This is a genomic window from Humibacillus xanthopallidus, assembly GCF_006717145.1.
Classification (GTDB): domain Bacteria; phylum Actinomycetota; class Actinomycetes; order Actinomycetales; family Dermatophilaceae; genus Humibacillus; species Humibacillus xanthopallidus.
In genome coordinates this window covers 1,117,744-1,134,534 of the sequence record NZ_VFQF01000001.1, presented here as the reverse complement: position 1 = coordinate 1,134,534, position 16,791 = coordinate 1,117,744, and the positions used below count along the sequence as shown (strand labels likewise).

At 71.5% G+C, this 16,791-nt stretch carries 15 protein-coding genes and 1 riboswitch; of the genes, 4 read left to right on the top strand and 11 right to left on the bottom strand.

Going from position 1 to position 16,791, the window contains the following annotated elements:
* Positions 1 to 47 precede the first annotated feature (47 nt).
* From FHX52_RS05075 to FHX52_RS05065, 3 genes are all read right to left on the bottom strand, one after another.
* A complete protein-coding gene (locus tag FHX52_RS05075; protein ID WP_141820481.1) occupies positions 48 to 1,238 on the bottom strand; it encodes a Fic family protein in 1,191 nt (396 codons plus the stop codon).
* Positions 1,239 to 1,284: 46 nt separating this feature from the next.
* Positions 1,285 to 3,210: an alpha-amylase family protein gene (locus FHX52_RS05070; protein WP_141820479.1), complete on the bottom strand. Its 1,926-nt coding sequence runs from the start codon at positions 3,208 to 3,210 to the stop codon at positions 1,285 to 1,287.
* An 88-nt stretch (positions 3,211 to 3,298) separates the two neighbouring features.
* Positions 3,299 to 3,919, bottom strand: a complete 621-nt coding sequence (locus FHX52_RS05065; RefSeq protein ID WP_141820477.1) for an L-threonylcarbamoyladenylate synthase — start codon at positions 3,917 to 3,919, stop codon at positions 3,299 to 3,301.
* Positions 3,920 to 3,945: 26 nt separating this feature from the next.
* On the opposite strand from FHX52_RS05065, the gene FHX52_RS05060 reads away from it, so the two are divergent.
* Positions 3,946 to 4,380, top strand: coding sequence for a GNAT family N-acetyltransferase (locus FHX52_RS05060; protein ID WP_141820475.1), 435 nt, complete (start codon positions 3,946 to 3,948; stop codon positions 4,378 to 4,380).
* A gap of 167 nt (positions 4,381 to 4,547) precedes the next feature.
* Here FHX52_RS05060 and FHX52_RS05055 read toward each other — a convergent pair whose 3' ends face one another.
* The 3 genes from FHX52_RS05055 to FHX52_RS05045 form a co-directional block, all read right to left on the bottom strand.
* Positions 4,548 to 5,819 (bottom strand): APC family permease, encoded by a 1,272-nt coding sequence (locus FHX52_RS05055; protein ID WP_141820473.1) that lies wholly within the window; start codon positions 5,817 to 5,819, stop codon positions 4,548 to 4,550.
* Between the two features lie 87 nt (positions 5,820 to 5,906).
* Entirely contained in the window at positions 5,907 to 6,518 is a 612-nt protein-coding gene (locus tag FHX52_RS05050; protein WP_141820471.1) for a CE1759 family FMN reductase, read from the bottom strand.
* On the bottom strand, positions 6,515 to 7,699 hold the full coding sequence (locus tag FHX52_RS05045) for an LLM class flavin-dependent oxidoreductase (protein WP_141820469.1): 1,185 nt from the start codon (positions 7,697 to 7,699) through the stop codon (positions 6,515 to 6,517). The genes FHX52_RS05050 and FHX52_RS05045 overlap by 4 nt, the downstream gene beginning before the upstream one ends.
* 218 nt (positions 7,700 to 7,917) lie before the next feature.
* Here FHX52_RS05045 and FHX52_RS05040 point away from each other — a divergent pair, with 218 nt between their 5' ends.
* On the top strand, positions 7,918 to 8,403 hold the full coding sequence (locus FHX52_RS05040; RefSeq protein WP_185747088.1) for an NUDIX domain-containing protein: 486 nt from the start codon (positions 7,918 to 7,920) through the stop codon (positions 8,401 to 8,403).
* Between the two features lie 12 nt (positions 8,404 to 8,415).
* Positions 8,416 to 9,177 (top strand): TrmH family RNA methyltransferase, encoded by a 762-nt coding sequence (locus tag FHX52_RS05035; RefSeq protein ID WP_141820465.1) that lies wholly within the window; start codon positions 8,416 to 8,418, stop codon positions 9,175 to 9,177.
* Positions 9,178 to 9,195: 18 nt separating this feature from the next.
* Here FHX52_RS05035 and FHX52_RS05030 read toward each other — a convergent pair whose 3' ends face one another.
* Complete coding sequence (locus FHX52_RS05030; RefSeq protein WP_141820463.1) at positions 9,196 to 9,735, bottom strand: DUF1697 domain-containing protein; 540 nt, start codon at positions 9,733 to 9,735, stop codon at positions 9,196 to 9,198.
* Positions 9,735 to 10,619, bottom strand: coding sequence for a PhzF family phenazine biosynthesis protein (locus FHX52_RS05025; protein WP_141820461.1), 885 nt, complete (start codon positions 10,617 to 10,619; stop codon positions 9,735 to 9,737). The genes FHX52_RS05030 and FHX52_RS05025 overlap by 1 nt, the downstream gene beginning before the upstream one ends.
* 102 nt (positions 10,620 to 10,721) lie before the next feature.
* Here FHX52_RS05025 and FHX52_RS05020 point away from each other — a divergent pair, with 102 nt between their 5' ends.
* Entirely contained in the window at positions 10,722 to 11,351 is a 630-nt protein-coding gene (locus tag FHX52_RS05020; RefSeq protein ID WP_141820459.1) for a histidine phosphatase family protein, read from the top strand.
* Between the two features lie 78 nt (positions 11,352 to 11,429).
* Here FHX52_RS05020 and FHX52_RS05015 read toward each other — a convergent pair whose 3' ends face one another.
* The 3 genes from FHX52_RS05015 to FHX52_RS05005 form a co-directional block, all read right to left on the bottom strand.
* The gene (locus FHX52_RS05015) at positions 11,430 to 12,917 is read right to left on the bottom strand and encodes a glutamate-cysteine ligase family protein (protein ID WP_141820457.1); all 1,488 of its coding nucleotides are present in this window, start codon (positions 12,915 to 12,917) and stop codon (positions 11,430 to 11,432) included.
* Positions 12,918 to 13,000: 83 nt separating this feature from the next.
* Positions 13,001 to 15,943: an aminomethyl-transferring glycine dehydrogenase gene (gcvP, locus tag FHX52_RS05010; protein WP_141820455.1), complete on the bottom strand. Its 2,943-nt coding sequence runs from the start codon at positions 15,941 to 15,943 to the stop codon at positions 13,001 to 13,003.
* Positions 15,944 to 16,021: 78 nt separating this feature from the next.
* A riboswitch (glycine riboswitch) is annotated at positions 16,022 to 16,121 on the bottom strand.
* A 76-nt stretch (positions 16,122 to 16,197) separates the two neighbouring features.
* Positions 16,198 to 16,782: a MerR family transcriptional regulator gene (locus FHX52_RS05005; RefSeq protein ID WP_141820453.1), complete on the bottom strand. Its 585-nt coding sequence runs from the start codon at positions 16,780 to 16,782 to the stop codon at positions 16,198 to 16,200.
* Positions 16,783 to 16,791: the final 9 nt, after the last annotated feature.

Sequence of the window (16,791 nt, the reverse complement as noted above, 5' to 3'; positions counted from 1 at the left end):
TAACGGCGAATTACATTGCAGCACAACCGATTTCGTCACCTCATGCGTCACCGTATCCGACGCCCGAGCCCGGCGGCATAGGCGTCGAGCGCGGTGAGGACGTCGGCGGCGCGATAGACGCGGTTGCGGCGGTGGCCCGTCGACTCGATGAGGATGCCGTCCACAACGAGGCGCTGCAGGGCCGACTGCGCAGTGGGTGCGGTGACCCCGAGCTCGCGGACGACGACGCGGGCCGTGACGACGGGCTGGCGCAGCAACAGGTCGAGCAGGCTCCACGACGCGGACCCGGCCCGGGCCGTGAGGCGGCCCGCCCACTGCTCACGCACGCCCCGCAGCGTCCTGACGAGCCGCTCACCGATGTGGGTGCCACTGCGCGCGGCCTCCGCCACGCAGCGCAGGATGGGCTCGGCGTCACCGGTGCGATAGGCCGTGAGGGCCGCGAAGTAGTCGTCGCGCAGGGCGAGCAGGCCGGCGGAGATCGGCACCGTGACGCGGTGGATGGCTCCGGTGTGGAGCAGCACCGAGTGCAGCAGCGCGCGCCCGGTGCGCCCGTTGCCGTCGGTGAACGGGTGGATCGTCTCGAACTGCGCGTGGGCCAGCGCAGCATGCGCGAGCGGCGGAAGGTCGTCGCGGTCCATGAAGCGCACGAGGTCGGCCATGAGCGCGGGCACCTCGGCCGCGAGCGGCGGCACGTAGTGCGCGTCGCCGGGGTGCAGGGGTGAGCCACCCACCCACACCTGCTGCTCGCGCCAGGCGCCGGCCGCGTGGACCGACTGCTGCGACATGAGCGCGCGGTGCATAGCCAGCACCGCCGACTCGTCGAGACGGCCGGCGAGGTCGAGCGCGGCCTGCATCGTGCGGACGTTGGCGAGGATCACCGCGGCGTTCGCGCGTGATCCCTCCCCGATCTCCGCCTCGGCCAGCGCCCGCGCCGACGACGTGAGGTTCTCGATCTGCGAGCTCGCTGCGCTCTCGGAGCGCAGGAGCACCGATGCGAACGGCGCGATCTCCCCCGCTCCCCCGGCATCGAAGGTGGCCAACAGCCTTGTCGCGTCGTCGAGGTCGGCCGCGAGGTCGCCGCCCAGCACGAGCGGAGCCTCGGCGACGCGCGGCACCACGGCTGCGGTATACGTCCGCGGGGTCGTGCGCAGGGCGCGACGGGACAGGTCGAAGAGACCTTCGACCGGCTGCCAGGGCACCGTCACACTGCCCAGCGCGGGCCAGTCCACTGGTGTCATGTCACCTCCCTTGATAAAGGTTAGCGCATAACCTTTATCAAGGGACTCAGGCGGAGTCGACGACCCACCACGCGGCATACGGGCTCAGGGCGACCTGACCGTCGGCACCCGAGTAGATCGCGTGGCCGCCGATGGCATCGACGGGCTCGCGGATGCCGGCCTGTCTGAAGAGCTCGAGAGAGACGTGGCGCCACTCCCCCGTGACGTTGTAGACGCACACCATGGGTCCACTCGGGTGGCCGCGGCGCACGGCCAGCACGCCGTCCTCGGTGTCGACGACGACGTCGGTCGTTCCGGACGCGTGCAGCTGCGGCAGCCCCGCCCGCACCCTGGCGAGGTGCGCCAGGCCCTGGAAGACCCTTCCGGCACGGGTGCCGGGATCGCGGCTGGAGGCCGCCTCGGTCCAGTCGATCCGCTCGCGGTGCGCCCAGCGGTTGTCGTCCTCGTGACCGGGCTCGTCGGCCCAGTGCGGGTCGTTGGGCAGGCCCAGCTCGTCGCCGCTCCACACGACCGGTATGCCGCCCCAGCCGGCGACGATCGCGTGGGCGAGGAAGAGCCGGGCGAGGGCCGCGCCCTCGGCCTGCGCGTCGGGCGCGTCGGAGAGCCCGACGAGGGCGGCTGCGGTGCCGCTGATGCGCTTGTCGCCCGTGGCCGGGTTGTGCTGGAAGACGAGTCCTCGCGCCCACGAGCCCGGGAAGTCGCCGGCGTACCAGTCGGACAGGAAGCGCCGGTGCTCCCACCCGTTCAGCCCGACGGCCGCAGCGTCACCGTCGTCGATCGCCCACCCGATGTCGTCGTGGCAGCGGATGTAGCAGATCCACGTGCCGCTCGGCGGCGTCGTCGGCAGCGACCGCAGGGCCTCCTTCGCCAGCAGGGTGCTCCCGGTCGCGAGCATCGACCACACCTGGACCATGAGGCTGTTGTGGTAGGCGAGGTCGCTGAGACGCCCCGAGTGCCGTCCCTGCCCGAGGTACTGCACGAGGTCGCGCGGCCCGACGATCGCCTCGGCCTTGAAGGCGAGCGCAGGGGCCGCGATGCGAGCCACCGTGCGCAGCGCCTGCGTGACGGCGTGCACCTCGGGCTGGTTCTGGCAGTTGGTGCCCAGCCGCTTCCACGTGAAGGCGATCGCGTCGAGTCGCAGCACCTCGACCCCGAGGTTGGCGAGGTAGAGCACGACATCGGCGAGCTCGACGAGGACGTCGGGGTTGGCCCAGTTGAGGTCCCACTGCCACTCGTTGAAGGTCGTCCAGACCCACGCGTCGAGCTCGGCGTCCCACGTGAAGTTGCCCGGGGCGAAGTCGGGGAAGACCTCCGGCAGCGTGCTCTCGTAGGCGTTGGGCATCTCGCGGTCGGAGAACACGTGGAAGTAGTCGCGGTAGCGCGACTCCCCCGCCCGCGCCCGGCGGGCCCACTCGTGCTCCTTGGCCACGTGGTTGAGCACGAGGTCGAGGACGAGCGAGACCCCGTGACCGCGCAGGGTGCGGGTCAGCTCGCGGAGGTCGTCGACGTCGCCGAGGTCGGCCCGCACCGTCCGGTAGTCCTGCACGGCGTAGCCGCCGTCGTTGTCGCCCTCGCGGGGCTGCAGCAACGGCATGAGGTGCAGGTAGGTGACGCCCAGGTCGCGGAGGTAGGGCAGGCGGCTGGGGATGCCCGCCAACGTGTCGGCGAATCTCTCGGTGTAGCAGGCATATCCGAGCATGTCGGGCTGCTGTAGCCAGTCAGGACGCAGGAGGCGGCGCTGGTCGAGGTGCCGCAGCTCGGGCTCGCGGGCGCGGAAGCCGGCGATGGCAGACTCGACGAGCCGGAGCGTCAGCGCCGACACGTCGTGGCCGGGGTACAGCATGGCCAGCGCGTCGACGAGGTCGTCGGACCAGCGTTCGAGGCGCAGCTCGATGGTCTCTCTCTCCTGTTCGTCGAGGTCGACCAGGAGGGAGGAGACCGACTCCGACGTCGGTCCGGTGCGGGGTCTCATGGCCAGATTGAACAGCAGTCGGGCCCGGTGCGACAGAGGGCCACGCGGTCGAGTTGCCGATCGTCGCCGCGAGACGGCGCGGTCGTGCTCACTCGAAGGGAGTCGGGTCGCCGGCGCCGACCCTCGTGACGACGGGATAGCCGTCGGAGAAGTCGACGACGGTCGTCGGCTCGAGCCCGCACTCCCCCGAGTCGATGACCGCGTCGATGACGTGGTCGAGACGGTCCTTGATCTCCCAGCCCTCCGTCATCGGCTCGTCGTCGTCGGGCAGGAGCAAGGTGCTCGAGAGGATCGGCTCCCCCATCGCGTTGAGCAGCTCACGGACGACAGGGTGCTCGGGGATGCGCACTCCCACCGTCTTCTTCTTCGGGTGCAGCAGGCGCCTCGGCACCTCCTTAGTGGCCGGCAGGATGAACGTGTAGGGGCCGGGTGTCACGGCCTTGATGGCGCGGAAGACGGAGTTGTCGAGCTGCACGAACTGGCCCATCTGCGCGAAGTCGGAGCAGACGAGCGTGAAGTGGTGCTTGTCGTCGAGATGGCGGATGCGCAGGATGCGCTCCTTGCCCTCGGGGTTGTCGAGGGAGCAGCCCAGGGCGAAGCACGAGTCGGTCGGGTAGGCGATGAGTCCGCCCTCGCGCAGGATCGCGACCACCTGCCCGATCGCCCTGGGTTGTGGGTCCACCGGGTGGACGTCGAAGTACCTCGCCATGCGCCCACCCTGCCATGCTTGGCGCCATGGGTGAGGACGTGGGCCAGGACGTGAACGACGACACGAACGACGACACGAGCGACGACACGGTGGGCGACGCGGCCAGCGGGGCCGACGCGATCGAGGTGGGCGACAACCGTGCTGCGGGCGCCTTCGAGCTGCGCGACGCGGGCCGCCTCATCGGCATCGCGCGGTATGCCGTCGTGCCGGCCTCGGAGGGCCACGCCGAGCGGGTCGTCTTCTTCCACACGGAGGTGAGCAAGGCCTACGAGGGGAAGGGCCTCGCTGGACGGCTCGCGGCCACGGCGCTCGACGAGACCGTGTCGGCCGGCCGCACCATCGTGGCCCTCTGTCCCTACATCACGGCCTACCTCAAGAGGCACGCGGCGGACTACGCCGGTCACGTGGCGCAGCCGCAGCCGGCCGACCTCGAGGCCGTGGATCAGGCGGTCGACGGCTGACCCACTGCCCCGTCTCGCGGAGCAGTGGGACCCACTGCTCCGCGAGACGGGGCACTGGGTGAGTGGTCGGTGGCGCGACAGGTCATCGCCACCTCCTCCTCGACGAGGCCTCACGCGAGGCCCGCTGCGGGGACCCGTCGATGGGGAGCACTTCCCTGCCCGGTACCTCAGGCAGCTGCGCGGTGCTGGCGTCGACCGCGCACGACGAGGCGCCCGAGCAGGCCGACCGCGAGCACGACGACTCCCGCGACGAGCGAGGTCGTCGGAACAGCGAACGCGAGGACCATGCACCCGAGCAGCCCCACCACCGGGACGACCCGGGGATACCTGCGGTAGGGCCGCTGCTGGGTGAGGGCCGCGGCGTTCGCCACCGCGTAGTACGTCAGCACGCCGAAGGAGGAGAACCCGATGGCTGACCGGAGGTCGGTGAGGAGCACGAGCGCGCACACGACGACGGCGACGGTGACCTCGGCGACGTGCGGCACGGCATACCGGGGGTGGACGGCGGCGAGTGGACGCGGCAGGTCACCCTCGCGGGCCATCGCGAGCGCGGTCCGCCCGACGCCCGCGATGAGGGCGAGCAGGGCGCCCAGGGTCGCCGCGGCGGCGGCCACGACGACGACGAGCTGGAGCCAGCCTCCGGAGGTCACGGTGGCTGCGGCATCACGGAGCGGCGCCGGGCTGGAGGCGAGTGCATCGACGCCGAGGGTGCGCAGCAGCAGGACGCCCGTGACGGCATACAGCGGCACGACGACGGCGAACGCGCCGAGGATCGCCCGGGGGATGGTGCGGGCCGGGTCGACGACCTCCTCGCCGAGGGTGGCGATGCGGGCGTAGCCGGCGAAGGCGAAGAAGAGGATGGCCGCCCCCTGGAGCACTCCCCCAGGGCCGACGGCGCCCATGCCCGCAGCGGGATGGGCAGCCGGTCGGGCGGCCGCCACGGCGACGAGGACGACCGCGAGCAGGACGAGCACGAGCGCCACGATGAGCCTCGTGAGCCGCGCGGTGCGGGTGATGCCGCGGTAGTTGACGGCGGCCAGCGTCACGACGGCCGCGACGGCGACTGCCTTCTGCCACGGCTCGGGCACGAGGTAGGCCGCGAGGACGAGGGCCATGGCTGCACAGCTGGCGGTCTTGCCGATGACGAAGCCCCAGCCCGCGACGAAACCCCACCAGGGGCCGAGCCGCTCACGCCCGTAGACGTAGGTGCCGCCGGACGTCGGGTACTGAGCCGCGAGCTGGGCCGACGACGCCGCGTTGCAGAAGGCGACGATCGCCGCGACGCCGAGCGAGAGCAGCAACAGCGCCCCGGCCGCGCGGGCGGCCGGGGCGAAGGCGCTGAAGAGGCCGGCCCCGACCATGGAGCCGACGCCGATGACGACGGCGTCGGCGGTGGTGAGGCGACGGGCGAGGGCCGGGCCGGACGGCTCTGCGGTCATGCCGAGCAGTCTGCCGGGTGGGGCGAAGGCTCGGCATGACCGGGTCAGAGCAACCGGGTTAGAGCAACCGGGGTCAGTGCACCCGGGTCAGCGTGATGCGCCGCTGAGCAGCGACTCGAACGGCGTGACGTCGGCAAACGGGTCGATGCGCTCGACACGGGGCTGTCCGGTGACGAGGGCGGCGAAGGTGCGACCCGCCCGCTCGATGCGCTCACCGAGACGACCGGCGTCGGTGCTGCCCCAGTCCTCGCTCGCGGCGAAGACCGCGACCGGGGCGACGAGGGCACCGAGGTGGGCGAAGAGCGGCCGGAGGGCGTGGTCGATGGCGAGCGAGTGCCGCGCCGTGCCGCCCGTGGCGCCGAGCAGCACCGGGGTGTCGCGCAGCGCGTCCTGCGGCAGCACGTCGACGAGCATCTTGAACAGGCCGCTGTAGGACGCCGCGTAGATCGGGGTCGCGACGATGACCGCGTCGGCCTCCGTGATCGCGTCGAGCCGGACCTGCAGCTCCGGCGACGCGAAGCCGGTGAGCACGTTGTTGGTGAGGTCGTGGGCGACGTCGCGCACGTCGACGACCTCGACGACGACCTCGCGGGGGGCGAGCGCCGCCACGGTCGCTGCCGTGAGGCGGTCGGCGAGCAGGCGCGTCGAGGACGGCTGGGTCACGCCGGCCGTGATGACGGCGAGGTGGAACGGGTTCACTTCGACACCTCCAGGGTGGACGTCGTGCTGTCGGGCGTGGTGGGCTGCGTGGCCTCCGGGGAGGCCCCGGTCACGTCGTCGACGGCGTGGACGGTGGAGTCGTGCCCGCCGCCGGCTGCGGCGACGAGGCTGGCGTGGGTCGGGGCGTCCGGCACGTGGGCGGGCCTGAGGGCGGCGAACTCCTTGCGAAGCACCGGCACGACCTCCTCGCCGAGGATGTCGAGCTGCTCGAGCACCGTCTTGAGGGGCAGGCCCGCGTGGTCCATGAGCCACAGCTGGCGCTGGTAGTCGCCGGCGTAGTCACGGAAGCTCAGGGTGCGCTCGATGACCTCCTGCGGGCTGCCGACGGTGAGCGGCGTCTGGCGCGTGAACTCCTCGAGGGAGGGGCCGTGGCCGTAGACGGGCGCGTTGTCGAAGTAGGGGCGGAACTCGCGGACCGCGTCCTGGCTGTTCCTCCGCATGAAGACCTGTCCGCCGAGACCCACGATCGCCTGGTCGGCGCTGCCGTGGCCGTAGTGCTCGAACCGGCGACGGTAGAGCTCGACCATCTGCTTCGTGTGGCTGGCCGGCCAGAAGATGTGGTTGGAGAAGAAGCCGTCGCCGTAGTAGGCCGCCTGCTCGGCGATCTCGGGGCTGCGGATCGAACCGTGCCAGACAAACGGTGGGATGCCGTCGAGCGGGCGCGGGGTCGAGGTGAAGCCCTGGAGCGGGGTGCGGTACTTCCCCTGCCAGTTGACGACCTCCTCGCGCCACAGCCGGTGGAGGAGCGCGTAGTTCTCGATGGCGAGCGGGATGCCGTCGCGGATGTCCTTGCCGAACCACGGGTAGACGGGGCCGGTGTTGCCGCGGCCCATCATGAGGTCCATCCGGCCGTTGCTGAGGTGCTGGAGCGTCGCGTAGTCCTCGGCGATGCGCACCGGGTCGGTCGTCGTGATGAGGGTGGTCGACGTCGAGAGCAGGATGCGCTCGGTCTGGGCGGCGATGAAGGCCAGCGTCGTCGTGGGCGCCGACGGCACGAAGGGCGGGTTGTGGTGCTGCCCCGTCGCGAAGACGTCGAGCCCGACCTCCTCGGCCTTCTTGGCGATGGCGATCGTGGCCGTGATGCGCTCGTGCTCGGTCGGCGTGCGGCCCGTCGTCGGGTCGGTGGTCACGTCGCCGACGGTGAAGATGCCGAACTGCATGTGTCCCAGCTCCTTTGTGATTTAGAATTCAACCATATCAACAGGACGGCCTCCCCGGGCATTCCCGGCCCCATCGATCGGCACCGAGATCGGCACCGAGATCGGCACCGAGATCGGCCTGCGGGGTCGCCGGACCGATCGAGGGAGTGGTTCGGCGGAGGGGGCGGCGGTCGGAGCGAGCCCACCGGGCCGCGCGGCATACATGGTTGGGTGAGGGCGTGCGGATCAGTGAACGGGCCCATGCGACGGCAGCCGCCCTCTGGCGCCGCGCCGGCGGGCGCCTCCAGTGGCGCCTCGTGCGCTGGCGCAACGCGACCTTCCTCGTCGGGCTGACGGGAGTCGTGCGTGACCCCGCCGGCCGGGTGCTCGTGCTCGAGCACCGCTACTGGATGGGCAACACGTGCGGCCTCCCGTCGGGGTATGCCGTCCGGCGCGAGACGTGGGAGGCGGGACTTGCGCGTGAGGTGCGTGAGGAGACGGGGATCGAGGTGTCGGACGTCGCCGTGGTGTGCGTCCGGTCGGGTTTCGAGGGACGCATCGAGGTGCTGCTGACGGCGACAGCACCGCAGGGCGCCGAGCCGCGGGCCGACGGCGGCGAGGTGCTCGTCGCGGCGTTCGTCGACGTGTCCGAGGCGCGGGCGCGGCTGCGCGCCGAGCACGTGCGCATGCTCGACCTCGTCCTCGGGGCGGGCGAGCCCGCATGACATCCTGATGCCGTGACGGCTGACATCTCCCCCAAGGACCGCTTCATCACCGTCTACGGTCGCAACCCGGTGCACGAGGTGCTGCTCGACGACTCCCTCACCGTCGACAAGGTCGTCATCGCAGAGGGCGCCCGGGGCGAGGGCATCCGTGAGATCAGGGCGGCCGCGCGCCGCCGAGGGCTGGTCGTCCAGTTGGCCAGCCCCGACCGGGTCAAGAAGCTGGCTGGCAACGGCCGTCAGGACCAGGGGGTCTTCGCCGACGTCGTGGCGCCCCGGATGCTGCCGCTCGACGCGGCGCTGAATAGCGATGCGTCCCGCCTCCGCACCGTGCTCGTCCTCGACGGCCTGACGACCCCGGCCAACGTCGGCATGATCCTGCGCACCGCGACGGCCGCCGGGCTGGACGGCATCGTCGTGCCCCGCCGCGGCGTCGCCTCGATCGACCCGCTCGTCGTCAAGGCGTCGGCCGGCGTCGCCTTCCGGGCACCGATCCTCAAGGCCTTCACGGCGGGCGAGGCAGTCGCGGCCCTCAAGGCGGACGGGTTCCACATCGTCGGGCTCGACGCCGAGGGCGACGACGACCTCTTCACCGCGCACCTGCCGGAGCCGGTCGCCTTCGTGCTCGGCAGCGAGACGGCCGGCCTCTCCCCCGACGTGGCCGAGCTCGTCGACACGTGGGTCTCGATCCCGATGGCCGCCGGCGTCGAGTCGCTCAACGTCGCCGCGGCCGGAGCCGTGGTGTGCTTCGAGCTCGTCCGTCGCGCCCGCGCCTGACCTCCCACGGTCTGCGCGTCAGGCGCCCCACTTGTCGGCCAGGGCTCTCACGACGGTGATGTTGCGCGCGGTGCCGACCGCCCCGGTCAGCTTCTCGATCCTCGTGTTGCTGAGCCTCGCCGCCTGCACCCCGGCGGCGAGGAAGAGCACGATGTCGTTGCCGACGACACGAGCCGCCTCGGTGTCGGCGTCCCAGGCGTGCAGGGCCTCGACGCCGGCCGGGTCGAGGTCGCCGGTCATGAAGGTGACGTAGCGGCCGGCGTCAGCGGCGATCGGAGACTCGAGCGCGTCCGCCTCTCGGGCCACCCGTCGCAGCTGTGCCGGTGTGCGCACGACGACGGGCACGTCGAAGCCGAAGCCCTCGCTGATGACCGTCCGGAGCTCGCTCTCCACGCGGGCGACGCTTCGCGTGGCCGACCGCACTCTGAGGTTGCCGCTCGCGATGTGGGTCTCCACCTCGTCGAAACCGTTGTCCTGCAACAGCTCTCGCAGCGTCTGCATCTTCATCTGCCGTTTGCCGACGTTGACGGCCCTGAGGAAGCCGATCCAGGTCGGCATCAGGCACCCGCCCCGTCGGCGACAGTCTCGTCGGTCGCGACGCAGGTGCCGGAGCCGACGGGATCGACGCGACCACCCACGTGCACCCTCCCCTCGGGGTCGATCTCGAGCAGCAGCAGCGACGGTCGCCCCACGGCAGTGCCCTGGCTGACGGCGACCGACACGTCGCGCGACCCCTGGTGCACGAGCCAGGCGCCGAGGTTGGCGCAGGCCGACCCGGTCGCCGGGTCCTCGAGGACCGCCCCGTCCTGGGTGTAGAAGAGCCGGGCCTCGATCGACCTCGGGCCGGTCCACGCCCAGACGTAGACGTGGGGAGGTCGCCCCGGCGAGGTCATGTGCTCTGACATCGCGGCTGCGTCGGGCCGGCACGCCCGGACGCCCGCGACCGAGTCGACGCGCACGATGAGCTGTTCGACGCCCGCACTGACCCAGAGCGCGTCGGAGCGGACGACGACGTGGGGCTCGATGCCGAGACCGGCGGCGAACTCGGCCTGTGAGGACGTCACCGCGCGCGTCGTGGCAGCCGGTGCGACGAGGTTCCAGCCCGACCCGAGCCGCGAGACGGGGATGTCGCCGGCAGGCAGCGTGAGGGTCACCGCGTCGAGCGGCGACGACGCGAGCGAGGCGACGACAGCTGCGGTGCCGAGGGTCGGGTGCCCCGCGAAGGGCATCTCGTGACCGGGCGTGAAGATTCGCACGGCGGCGCTCCCTGCCCCGTCGTGCGACGTGACGAAGGCGGTCTCGCTGAGGTTGAACTGGCGGGCCCACGACTGCATCTGCGCGTCGGAGAGGTCGCCGGCGTCGGTGAGGACCGCGAGCGGGTTGCCCGAGAACGGGTCACCCTCGAGCGAGAAGACGTTGAGCAGACGGAAGGGCAGGTCCATGTGCCGAGTGTGCCCGAGACCACGCGCGTGAACCACAGACCGTGACCGCCGCCTTCGCGCGGCTCGTCGGCACGCAGGGCCCCCCGCCGATAGATTGCTCCCATGGCCTCCCCCGACGGTGTCGTTCCCGGCAACATCTACCTCTTCCGGCACGGCGAGACCGAGTGGTCGCTCTCCGGCCAGCACACCGGCACGACCGACCTCCCGCTGCTGCCCGAGGGCGAGTCGGCGGCCCGCGAGCTCGCGGACGTGCTGCGCAAGAAGCGCTTCGAGCGCGTCCTCGTCTCTCCGCTCCAGCGCGCCAAGCGCACCGCCGAGCTCGCTGGGCTCGGCGACTTCGAGGTCGAGCCGCTGCTCAAGGAGTGGGACTACGGCGCCTACGAGGGCATCACGACCACGCAGATCAGCGCCGAGATCGGCCGCCCCTGGGAGGTCTTCGCCGACGGGGTCCGCCCCGGCGTCACCCCCGGCGAGACGGTCGAGCAGGTCTCGGCCCGCGCCCAGCAGGTCATCGACAAGGTGTGGCCGGACCTCGAGCACGGCGACGTCGCCCTCTTCGGCCACGGCCACGCGCTTCGCGTGCTCACGGCCACCTTCCTCGGCCTCGACCCGCGCTTCGGTCAGAACCTCATCCTCGACGCGGGGTCGATGAGCGTGCTGACGCACCACCGCTCGACTCGCTGCATCGGGATGTTCAACCTCTCCCCCTGGCGGCTGCTGTCCGAGGACTGAGCCTCCGATCGGGGGCGTATGCCGTGTCGCCGGCCACACGGCATACGTGAGCTTCCTTGTGGCACAGACGCGCCCGCGTCACGCGCTCGGGAGCTCCCACGTGTGGACGGGCTCGTTGGCGCTCTGGCCCTCCATGTAGAGGCGCAGCATCTCGCGCAGGGCCTTGTCGCGGGTCAGGCCGCGGGCCTCGAGGCGCTCGACGCACGTCGTCTGCCACGACGCACCGTTGACACCCTTGAGGCAGCGCTGCTCGACGATGCCGAGGAAGCGGTCGCGCACGGCTGCTGACACGCCCCACTTCGACAGGCCCTCGTGGGCCATCGGCAGGAGGCGGCGCAGGATGAGCTCGCTCGCGGGCACCTCGCCGAAGCCGGGCCAGAAGGCGCGCGCGTCGATGCCGAGCCGGGCGCCCTCCTCGAAGTTCGCCTCGGCGGCCGAGAAGCTCATCCGGGTCCAGACCGGGCGGTCCTCCTCGGCGAGCACCCGCATCGTGCCGTAGTAGAACGCGGCGTTGGCCATGACGTCGGCGATGCTCGGCCCGGCGGGCAGCACGCGGTTCTCGACGCGCAGGTGGGGGCGGCCGCCGTGGGTGTCGTAGATGGGGCGGTTCCAGCGGTAGACGGTGCCGTTGTGCAGGCGCAGCTCCTTGAGCTCTGGCACCTCGCCCCGCTCGAAGACGTCCTCGGGCTGCTCGTCGTAGATCTCGGGCAGCAGGGCCGGGAAGTAGCGGACGTTCTCCTCGAAGAGGTCGAAGATCGAGGTGATCCACCGCTCGCCGAACCACACCCGGGGTCGCACGCCCTGGTTCTTCAGCTCGACCGAGCGGGTGTCGGTGGCCTGGGTGAAGAGGGGGATGCGGGTCTCGGCCCACAGGCGCTGGCCGAGGAAGAAGGGCGAGTTGGCGCCGAGGGCGAGCTGCGGGCCGGCGAGCACCTGCGCGGCGTTCCAGTGGTCGGCGAAACGGTCGGGGTGCACCTGCAGGTGCAGCTGGATCGAGGTGCACGCCGACTCGGGCGCGAGCGAGTCGGAGTAGCGGGCGATGCGTTCCCCCGTTGCCCCCTCGAGCTCGAGCCAGACGTCCTCACCGCGGGCGTCGAGCACCGCGTTGTTGAGGGCGGCGTAGCGGATGTTCTCACTGATCCAGTCGCCCTCGAAGTGCTCGGGCATGACGGTCGGCAGGATGCCGATCGCGACGATGCCGGTGTGCAGCTCGGCCGCCCGCTCCGACGCGCGGTTGAGGGAGCGGCGCAGGTCGGCCTCGAGCTCGAAGGCCGAGTCGCCCGGGAGCGGACGCGGCGGGACGTTGAGCTCGATGTTGTAGCGCGCGAGCTCAGTCTGGTAGTCGGGGTCGGCGATCTGCTCGAGGATCGCCTTGTTGTCGAGCTTGGGGCCGAGGTCCTCCGCCACGAGGTTGAGCTCGACCTCGATGCCCGTCATGGGCTTGTCGAACTCGAACTGGCTGTGGCTGAGCATGCGTTCGAACACGTCGAGGTCGCGACGGACCTTCTCGCGATACTGCTGTCGCTGCTCGCGTGTGTACCTGGCCTGCTCGACATCGGCGCCCACGAGCCGAGACAACCACACTCCGGCCACCAACGCGAGGACAACCCGCGAGGTGACCAGCCCTCGAACAGCCGGCGCCGCAGCGCTCAGCTCTCGAACGCCTCCGGCGGCGGGCAGGAGCAGACGAGGTGCCGGTCACCGTAGGCGCCGTCGATGCGGCTCACCGGCGGCCAGTACTTGTCGGCCGCGTTGACGCCCACGGGGAACGCCGCGTCGATGCGGTCGTACGGGTGATCCCACGGGCCGGCGACGTTGAGCGCCGTGTGCGGCGCGTGGCGCAGCATGCTGTCGGCGACAACCACCTCGCCGCGACGGATCGCCTCGATCTCGCCGCTGATCGCGATCATCGCGTCGCAGAAGCGGTCGAGCTCGTGGCGGTCCTCGGACTCGGTGGGCTCGACCATGAGCGTGCCGGCAACCGGGAAGCTCATAGTCGGGGCGTGGAAGCCGTAGTCGATGAGGCGCTTGGCGATGTCGTCGACCGTGACGCCGGTCTCAGCGGTGATCTGGCGCACGTCGAGGATGCACTCGTGTGCGACGAGACCGTCGTGACCGGAGTAGAGCACCGGGAAGTGGTCGCGCAGCCGCGCGGCGATGTAGTTGGCTCCGAGCACCGCCATCTGGGTGGCGTGCCGAAGGCCGTCGCCGCCCATGAGCCGCACGTAGGCCCACGAGATCGGCAGGATGCCGGCGGAGCCGTACGGTGCGGCGGAGATCGGGCCGACGCCCGTCTCGGGACCGGCCTCCGGGGCGAGCGGATGGTTCGGCAGGTGCGGTGCGAGGTGGGCGCGCACGGCGACCGGGCCGACTCCGGGGCCGCCACCGCCGTGGGGGATGCAGAACGTCTTGTGCAGGTTGAGGTGGCTGACGTCGGCGCCGAACTTGCCCGGCTGGGCGAGCCCGACGAGGGCGTTGAGGTTGGCCCCGTCGACGTAGACCTGGCCGCCCGCGTCGTGCACGAGCTCGCACAGCTCCGTGATGGTGTCCTCGTAGACGCCGTGGGTCGAGGGGTAGGTCACCATGATCGCGGCGAGGTCGTGGCGGTGGGTCTCGATCTTGGCCCGCAGGTCGTCCATGTCGACCGTGCCGCCGGGGGCCGTCTTGACGACGACGACCTTGAGGCCGGCCATGACGGCCGACGCGGCGTTGGTGCCGTGGGCGCTGGCCGGGATGAGGCAGATGCGCCGGTGGCCCTCGCCGCGCGCCTGGTGGTAGGCGTGGATCGCGAGCAACCCGGCGAACTCCCCCTGCGAGCCGGCGTTGGGCTGGAGCGACACGGCGTCGTAGCCGGTGATCTCGCACAGCCACGAGGAGAGCTGGTCGATGAGGTCGCGGATGCCCTCGGTCTGGTCAGCCGGTGCGAAGGGGTGCAGCCCCGCGAACTCGGGCCACGTGATGGCCTCCATCTCCGTCGTCGCGTTGAGCTTCATCGTGCACGAGCCCAGCGGGATCATGCCGCGGTCCAGCGCGAAGTCGCGGTCCGAGAGGCGGCGCAGGTAGCGCAGCATCGCCGTCTCGGAGTGGTGCGCGTGGAAGACGGGGTGGGTGAGGAAGTCGGACGAGCGCTCGAGCCCAGCCGGTATGCCGGTCGCGTCCGAGGTGCCGATGGTCCCCATCGCGTCCTGCGAGCTCACGCCGAAGGCGTCGAGGACCGCGAGCACCGTGGCGGCGGTGGAGGTCTCGTCGAGGCTGAGGGAGACGCGGTCGGCGTCGACCCGGCGCAGGTTCATGCCGCGGTCGGCGAAGCCGGTCGTGACCTCGTCGGCGCGACCCGGCACGACCACCGTGATCGTGTCGAAGAACGCGGTGGTCTCGACGTCGAGGCCACCGGCGACGAGAGCCGCACGCAGGTCGGCCGTGAGGCCGGTGACGCGGCGGGCGATGCCGGCGAGGCCAGCGGGACCGTGCCACACGGCATACATGCTCGCCATGACCGCGAGGAGCACCTGCGCGGTGCAGATGTTGGAGGTCGCCTTCTCGCGACGGATGTGCTGCTCGCGAGTCTGGAGGGCGAGGCGGTAGGCCTGGTGGCCCTCCGCGTCGACCGAGACGCCGACGAGGCGCCCAGGAAGCTGCCGCTCGAGGCCACGGTGGACGGCCATGTAGCCGGCGTGGGGGCCGCCGAAGCCCATCGGCACGCCGAAGCGCTGGGCGCTGCCGACGGCGATGTCGGCGCCCCAGGCGCCGGGCTCGGTGACAAGGGTGAGGGCGAGCAGGTCAGCGCAGGCGGTGACGAGCGCCCCTGCCGCGTGGGCGGCCGCCGCGAGCGAGGCCCAGTCGACGATCTCGCCGGACGCGTCGGGGTACTGCACCATCACGCCGACGACGGGCTTGCCGTCGGCGGCTGCCGCGAGCGAGGCCTCGTCGGTCACGCCACGCAGGTCGGCCACGACGAGCGGGAGCCCGATGGCCTCGGCGCGCGTGCGCATGACGGCGATCGTCTGCGGGAAGAGTCGGGTGTCGAGAAGGACGACAGCGTCGGCGGGGGCCTTGCCGACGCGGTGCATGAGCGACATCGCCTCAGCGGCGGCGGTCGCCTCGTCGAGGAGCGACGAGCCGGCGACGTCGAGGCCGGTGAGGTCGGTGACCACGGTCTGGAAGTTGAGCAGCGCCTCGAGCCGGCCCTGGGAGATCTCCGGCTGGTAGGGCGTGTAGGCGGTGTACCACGCGGGGTTCTCGAGGACGTTGCGTCGCACCACGGGAGGGGTGACGGTGCCGTAGTAGCCGAGCCCGATGAGCGAGGTGAGCACGGTGTTGCGCGCGGCCAGCGCCCGCAGCTCGTCGATGACGGCGCTCTCGCTCGCGGCCGCCTCGACCCGCAGCGGCGACTCCGAGCGGATGGCGCCCGGGATGGCGCGGTCGCACATCGCATCGAGGCTCGGCTGGCCGATGACGGAGAGCATGTGCGCGGTGTCCGCGGAGTCGGGGCCGACGTGCCGGCTGACGAAGTCGGCGAAGGACGCTCCGGCCGCCACACCGGGCGACTCGGGCGGCGTGGGCGCGGTGGCGGAGAGGTGGTCGATCGACATGCGGGCTCCTGACGGGATTCGAGCGGACGACACACGCTCCCCGTCTGTTGGGCTCGAGGAGTGGCCCTTCAGAGTTGCCTCACCCGCGTGGTCCTGGCGCCTGAGAGGTTCCGGGGATGTTGCCCCTTCGGCGCCTCGTGGGTGCTGCGCACCCCGAGGACTCTCCCACGCAGGGTCGATCGGCAGGACCAAATCTACCAGCAGACGACCGGGTTGCCGTCGTCATCGCCGTGGCCCCGAGTGGCCCGGCCTCGTCAGGCCATGCGGCGCGCGGCGCGGCGGGCGGTCAGCTCGTCGCCCGGGTGCTCCGTGACGGAGTCGTCCTCGGCCCGCTCGCTCGGCAGGTGGGCCAGCTCACCCTCGACCTCGCGCCAGACGCGTCCGACGGCGATGCCGAAGACGCCCTGGCCACCCTGCACGAGGTCGATGACCTCGTCGGCGGACGTGCACTCGTAGACGGAGGCGCCGTCACTCATGAGAGTGATCTGGGCGAGGTCCTCGACCCCGCGCTCGCGCAGGTGCTCGATGGCCACCCGGATCTGCTGGAGCGAGACGCCGGTGTCGAGCAGGCGCTTGACGACCTTGAGAACGAGGATGTCGCGGAAGCCGTAGAGTCGCTGCGTGCCGGACCCCGTGGCGCTGCGCACCGACGGCTCGACGAGACCGGTGCGAGCCCAGTAGTCGAGCTGGCGGTAGGTGATGCCGGCGGCGCGGCAGGCGGTGGGCCCGCGGTAGCCGGAGTCCTCGTCGAGGGTCGGCAGGTCGTCGTCGAAGAGCAGCCCCTGCGAACCCGTCGGCAGCACGTGGCCGGGGCCGGGCACATCCTCGATGGCAGCCATGTCGTCCTC

Bases quoted from the DNA above. Each gene is read 5' to 3' on its own strand.
- FHX52_RS05075 (WP_141820481.1), bottom strand. From the start codon at position 1,238: ATGACACCAGTGGACTGGCCCGCGCTGGGCAGTGTGACGGTGCCCTGG.
- FHX52_RS05070 (WP_141820479.1), bottom strand. From the start codon at position 3,210: ATGAGACCCCGCACCGGACCGACGTCGGAGTCGGTCTCCTCCCTCCTG.
- FHX52_RS05065 (WP_141820477.1), bottom strand. From the start codon at position 3,919: ATGGCGAGGTACTTCGACGTCCACCCGGTGGACCCACAACCCAGGGCG.
- FHX52_RS05060 (WP_141820475.1), top strand. From the start codon at position 3,946: ATGGGTGAGGACGTGGGCCAGGACGTGAACGACGACACGAACGACGAC.
- FHX52_RS05055 (WP_141820473.1), bottom strand. From the start codon at position 5,819: ATGACCGCAGAGCCGTCCGGCCCGGCCCTCGCCCGTCGCCTCACCACC.
- FHX52_RS05045 (WP_141820469.1), bottom strand. From the start codon at position 7,699: ATGCAGTTCGGCATCTTCACCGTCGGCGACGTGACCACCGACCCGACG.
- FHX52_RS05030 (WP_141820463.1), bottom strand. From the start codon at position 9,735: ATGCCGACCTGGATCGGCTTCCTCAGGGCCGTCAACGTCGGCAAACGG.
- FHX52_RS05025 (WP_141820461.1), bottom strand. From the start codon at position 10,619: ATGGACCTGCCCTTCCGTCTGCTCAACGTCTTCTCGCTCGAGGGTGAC.
- FHX52_RS05020 (WP_141820459.1), top strand. From the start codon at position 10,722: ATGGCCTCCCCCGACGGTGTCGTTCCCGGCAACATCTACCTCTTCCGG.
- gcvP (WP_141820455.1), bottom strand. From the start codon at position 15,943: ATGTCGATCGACCACCTCTCCGCCACCGCGCCCACGCCGCCCGAGTCG.
- FHX52_RS05005 (WP_141820453.1), bottom strand. From the start codon at position 16,782: ATGGCTGCCATCGAGGATGTGCCCGGCCCCGGCCACGTGCTGCCGACG.